The organism is Streptomyces sp. NPDC051104 (assembly GCF_040682835.1).
Classification (GTDB): Bacteria; Actinomycetota; Actinomycetes; order Streptomycetales; family Streptomycetaceae; genus Streptomyces; species Streptomyces cynarae.
Genome location: NZ_JBFBBS010000096.1, coordinates 1 through 4,760, shown reverse-complemented (window position 1 = coordinate 4,760; position 4,760 = coordinate 1). Strand labels below are relative to the sequence as shown.

The following is a 4,760-nucleotide window of genomic DNA, read 5'->3' as shown; positions in this document are numbered from 1 at the left end:
ATCAAGACTTTGAGGAATCTTAGCGCCATCAATGTTTCCAAATTTTTCCCAGGGAAGATCAATCACCTTTTTTAGATTATTTTCTAACCGTTCCCATGCTTTGCGTTGTTTTTCCAAATCTCCGTAATCAGTTTTAACTTCTGTCACTTCTTCCCCCTATTCAGCCAATGAATCCATCAAGGATTCCAATTGACTTTTTTTATACCAAACAGTACGATCTCCATCTTCTAAAATCACCTGCTTTAATCCGTGTGCCCGAAGTTTAGCTAAATATGTGGTTGAAATGTTCAGTTCTTTCAATAATTCAGCTTGTTGCACATATGGGAACTCACGACTTTGTTCAACTCTTGCCTCAACTAATTTATCAACACGATTTAATACTGATTGAGTCAGTTCCTGCTCTGCTTCAAATGATAAGATGCTCATGATTTCCCTCCTCGTTTAAGTCTTATATGCAACTTTGGGGCTTTAGTTTCATTGACAATTAATATTTTTCTTACTTCAGCACGACTAGGTTTAACCAACCAAGTAGGTAGTATTTCTGTGCTTATAACGTCCATTTTTATAAATTTCATACTTTATCTCTTTTCTTAGTTTCAGCTTGTTTTTTCAGTTTCCAACTTTGTGCAAACTCATGAGATACTTTGATACAAAGAGGAGCTTTATTTTGATTGAAAATAATTACTGTTTTTTTGTTTTTTATGCTTTTTAAAAAAACTTGATGTCCAATTTCAGAATTCATTTTTACAGAGAGAATTAAAAAATGTTTATTTTCAAAAGTTCGTGCTTTCTCTAAATCTTCTATTTTGAAAGTAGATGATTGCATTTTAAGCCTCCAATTCCACTTGATAGCCATTCCCCATAAAAGTAAAGGTAGCTACGCTTTTACCATCAAAAAGTTTGTCAGTGACATCATCCACTTCAATGTGGTGTCTCGATTTTGCTAAGCACTGTGTGAATAATAGCTTCGCTTCATCAATGGTTATAAATTCTGTCATTTGTGTTTCTCCTCAAATATGTTATAATTTGAGTAAAGCAAAACTCATGAAGAGCTTGCCTTACTTATAGTTTAAAAGTCTCTACTTTGGTCGGTGTGGACTTTTTTTGTTGTCATTGTTGCTTTAATAGCAACTTTGAGTGGTTCGTAATCGGAACCAGCTTCAATCATGGCTATTGCGATACTTTCAAGCATTTTGTAACGTTCCATTTCCACCGAATCAAGGAGGTCTAGGAGCGTTTTTTCTTTTCGCCAGTCAGTATCTCTAGCTTGAATTTGCTTCTTTGTCAGTCCTGTTACTGTTGTAGCAAGCAAACTTCTAATAATCGTATGCCATGTATTACCATGTCGTGAGTAATGATTCCACTCAGAAATAGCTTGATGAAGAGTAATTCCTTTCGGCTTTTCAACTGCTCTTGCAATTTTTCTTGCATAGAGTTCCTTCTCCATTTCATCAAATCGTTTTACAAGAGCGATTTTAAAATTTCTAACTACTTCTGTATTATCCAGATAAGTAATCATCAACATGGCTTGATTTCTATTAAGTTGATAGATTTTTACTTTTTGACCTCGACTATCTGGCAAGGTCGATATTTCAAATATCAACTTACCGAATTGCTCAAAATCTTTTTTATGTTTATTGATGAGTAAACGTAACGATGTCCTTTCGATTCCTGCATATTCAGCAATAACGATATGGTTAGTCACAACTTCCGCTTTACTCATGTCAGGACTGGTTAAAAATGCTAAGTCTTTCATTATTAAATTTCTTTCTAGCGTTTAATACGCAATATCGTATCTCAACGACTGACTTCATTGTTCTCAATTTCAACGTACTGGGCGGTGCGTTTTTTTAATAGTCCTTAGCGAGCCACTCGGTAATGCGTTCGTATGTACTCTGACGTACTTTCTCATTACGTGTTGGGCTTTCAAGACGTCCATAAGTAAGACGATTAATACCAAGCTGATTGGCAGCTTCACCTTTTGTTAAATCTAGCACTCCTCGTTTTTTGCGTAGAGCAGTTTTAATTTCTGATGTTAAATACATTATTTTACTTCACCTTCTTTCTAGATACTTCAAAATTGAAGTATCTAGACAATAGTATAATACTTCATTTTCGAAGTGTCAAGTGATATACTTCAAAATTGAAATTTTTATTTTAAATAACTACCAAAATGTTGTATAATGATAAAGAGGTAAAAATATGGCAAACGAAGTATATAAAGCTTTAAATCGTATTAAAGAGCTACGAATTGAAAAAGGTGTTACTCAAAGCACCGTAGCAAAAGCAATAGGAATTTCTCAAGGTATGCTGACTAATTATGAAACTGGAAAACGTTCTCCTCGTGATTTCAAAGTTTGGCAAGATTTAGCTGATTACTTTGACGTTACGACTAGCTATATTATGGGAACTAGTGATTTTAGAACATATCAAGACGAAATTAATGAAATACAAACATCTGCCAAGGAAAATTACGGCGTTGAAGTTCCAGCGGAAATAATTAAAGATTATAAGGGAAACCCTGTATCCACTACCTACAATACTCTTGCTCTACGCACAGAAATGGCTAAAAAACTTCTTCCTGAATTAGACAAAATGATTTCTACAATTGATAGTTATTTATATAGCTCTCCCACGATTGATTTTGATGATAAAGAAAAAGCTGATTATTTTTATTCTGATGAATTTAAACTAGCCAATGCACAAATAGATCAACTACTCATTTGGAAACACAGAAAAAAAGTTTTTCAATTAAAGAAGCAATTACTAGAAAAACAAATACAGAACCCTGAAAATTACTTTGCCCTCGAAGATGGCATCACTAAAGCCGAATTAAAAAAAAGGTGGCAAGATTATCGTCGTAAAGATTCTAATGAAAATGAACTTTAACTTCCTACACTTTTAAAATCAACATTCATGTTTTGACTTTTGCGTACTGGGCGGTGCTAGAAAGACAAATCAACATGAACAAACTAAATATAAAAGAATACAAAACAAAAAGCGGAGAAGTACGCTATATTCTCCGTGGCGCTTATATCGGTACTGATGTGCTGACAGGTAAGCAAGTTCGAACTTCCATTACTGGGCGTACAAAAAAAGACATAAAAGTTAAACTTTCACGTCTTCAAAATGAGTTCATAAAAAATGGTTGTACTAAAAAAATTAAAGTCTTAAAAACTTTTGATGAAGTTGCAGCAGCATGGTTTGATTTTTATAAAATAAATAAAAAATCAGCAACTGTCAAGCAAACAGAAAAAAATTTAAGATTATATCTTATCCCAGCATTTGGGAAGTATAAGATAGATAAACTCACAACTGCCATTTTACAGCATCAAATTAATATATGGGCAACTATCGCTAGTAAACCTTTAAACGGGCGTCAGGCACGAAAAAAAGGCGAAATGAGCGATTATAAGAGATTATATACTATAATCAATAGAATTATGAAGTATGCTATTTCAAATGGTCTTATTTCATCTAATCCATGTTTAACTGTTCTGATGCCTAATGTCAAAGTAGAATCTACAAAAAAAGAGATCAAGTTTTTTACTAAATCTCAACTTCAAAGTTTATTTGATTATTTAGATAATCAGGCTTCCCCTCAATGGAAAATGCGGCTATTAAGAAATCTTTTACCTTTTCTAGGTTCAACCGGTCTCAGAATTGGCGAAGCAGTTGCATTGAGCTGGTCTGATATTGATTTCAAACAGGGAACTGTTACGGTATCAAAAACGGTAAATGACAGCAATCAAATTCAATTTTCTACCAAAACAGAAACAAGTAACCGAACAATAGATATAGATAAATCTACACTAAATCTTTTATCTAAATGACAGCTTGAAATAAAAAAAGAGTTCCTCAAATATGGAAATCCTAATCAGCCTTTGCTTTTTCCAAATATCAATGGCTCTGTGCTTAATAGTCGACTACTTAGAAATACTTTACTTGATTGTTTTGAGAATGTGGGCCTACCAAATATCGGCTTTCACGGCTTTAGACATACTCACGCTACACTCTGTTTAAGTGCTGGAATGAGTTATAAAGCAATCCAAACTAGGCTAGGTCATTCAACATTACAAATGACTATGGATATCTACGCTCATCTTGAACCTGAAACAGCTAAAAATGAACTCAGCTTATTTGAAAAATACCTTAATCATTCAAACCAAGCGTAGCAAAAAACGTAACATTATTTCATAAGAAGCTCTCAAACCCTTTTATAATCAGGCTCACACAGACTTTATATCATAAGTCTTAGGTCTGATTTTTTATTTCTATTATTTACTGACAGCCTTTTATTCACTTTTAGGAACAAGGGTTGTCAGTGCTTTTCGATAAACCTTGATATCTAATGGAAGCGGATCACTTTTATCCCCATCAATTCTTGAATATGGATTATCTTTCTTTTTCTTTGAATGTGTGAGAATCTCTAAATGGTCAGTATCAAAATGAGTCATTTCAAGAAAATCATCAAATTTTCCTCGACGAAGTTTGTTCAAATGAAAAAGGATATTAAATAAATTGATTTCTTTTAATGAATAAACACGGATAAGTCCGTCATCAACTTTAGCTTTGGGGGCCAAAGCTTGCATTCCACCAATTGTATCTGTCATTGTAATCAATAATAGTTTTGTTCTTAATGACTTGGTTTTTCCATTATATTTTACTTTAATTCGATAGGTTTTATTATAGCGGATAACTTTATAAGCATCTTTTAGATAAGCTAAAGGTCCAAATTTTTTCTTCTCAGAGCCGCTGAC

The 4,760-nt window shown here is 33.4% G+C and carries 6 protein-coding genes and 1 pseudogene; 2 read left to right on the top strand and 5 right to left on the bottom strand.

Annotated features, from left to right (window positions below):
• Positions 1-156 precede the first annotated feature (156 nt).
• From AB0N14_RS39460 to AB0N14_RS39445, 4 genes are all read right to left on the bottom strand, one after another.
• Positions 157-426, bottom strand: coding sequence for a hypothetical protein (locus tag AB0N14_RS39460; RefSeq protein ID WP_010906216.1), 270 nt, complete (start codon positions 424-426; stop codon positions 157-159).
• A gap of 145 nt (positions 427-571) precedes the next feature.
• Complete coding sequence (locus AB0N14_RS39455; protein ID WP_351515821.1) at positions 572-856, bottom strand: hypothetical protein; 285 nt, start codon at positions 854-856, stop codon at positions 572-574.
• On the bottom strand, positions 828-998 hold the full coding sequence (locus tag AB0N14_RS39450) for a DUF1655 domain-containing protein (protein WP_269889312.1): 171 nt from the start codon (positions 996-998) through the stop codon (positions 828-830). Before AB0N14_RS39450 ends, AB0N14_RS39455 begins: the two co-directional genes overlap by 29 nt.
• A gap of 71 nt (positions 999-1,069) precedes the next feature.
• On the bottom strand, positions 1,070-1,756 hold the full coding sequence (locus tag AB0N14_RS39445; protein WP_179107678.1) for a Rha family transcriptional regulator: 687 nt from the start codon (positions 1,754-1,756) through the stop codon (positions 1,070-1,072).
• A gap of 446 nt (positions 1,757-2,202) precedes the next feature.
• On the opposite strand from AB0N14_RS39445, the gene AB0N14_RS39440 reads away from it, so the two are divergent.
• Complete coding sequence (locus AB0N14_RS39440) at positions 2,203-2,889, top strand: helix-turn-helix transcriptional regulator (protein ID WP_012898391.1); 687 nt, start codon at positions 2,203-2,205, stop codon at positions 2,887-2,889.
• 74 nt (positions 2,890-2,963) lie between these two features.
• Positions 2,964-4,175 (top strand): annotated as a pseudogene (locus AB0N14_RS39435) (tyrosine-type recombinase/integrase).
• A 120-nt stretch (positions 4,176-4,295) separates the two neighbouring features.
• Here the strand turns inward: AB0N14_RS39435 and AB0N14_RS39430 are convergent.
• Positions 4,296-4,760, bottom strand: a 465-nt coding sequence (locus AB0N14_RS39430) for a hypothetical protein (RefSeq protein ID WP_366030517.1), incomplete at its 5' end; no start/stop codon positions are given.

Excerpts from the sequence above, each read along its gene's own strand:
- AB0N14_RS39460 (WP_010906216.1), bottom strand. The coding sequence starts at position 426 with ATGAGCATCTTATCATTTGAAGCAGAGCAGGAACTGACTCAATCAGTA.
- AB0N14_RS39455 (WP_351515821.1), bottom strand. The coding sequence starts at position 856 with ATGGCTATCAAGTGGAATTGGAGGCTTAAAATGCAATCATCTACTTTC.
- AB0N14_RS39450 (WP_269889312.1), bottom strand. The coding sequence starts at position 998 with ATGACAGAATTTATAACCATTGATGAAGCGAAGCTATTATTCACACAG.
- AB0N14_RS39445 (WP_179107678.1), bottom strand. The coding sequence starts at position 1,756 with ATGAAAGACTTAGCATTTTTAACCAGTCCTGACATGAGTAAAGCGGAA.
- AB0N14_RS39440 (WP_012898391.1), top strand. The coding sequence starts at position 2,203 with ATGGCAAACGAAGTATATAAAGCTTTAAATCGTATTAAAGAGCTACGA.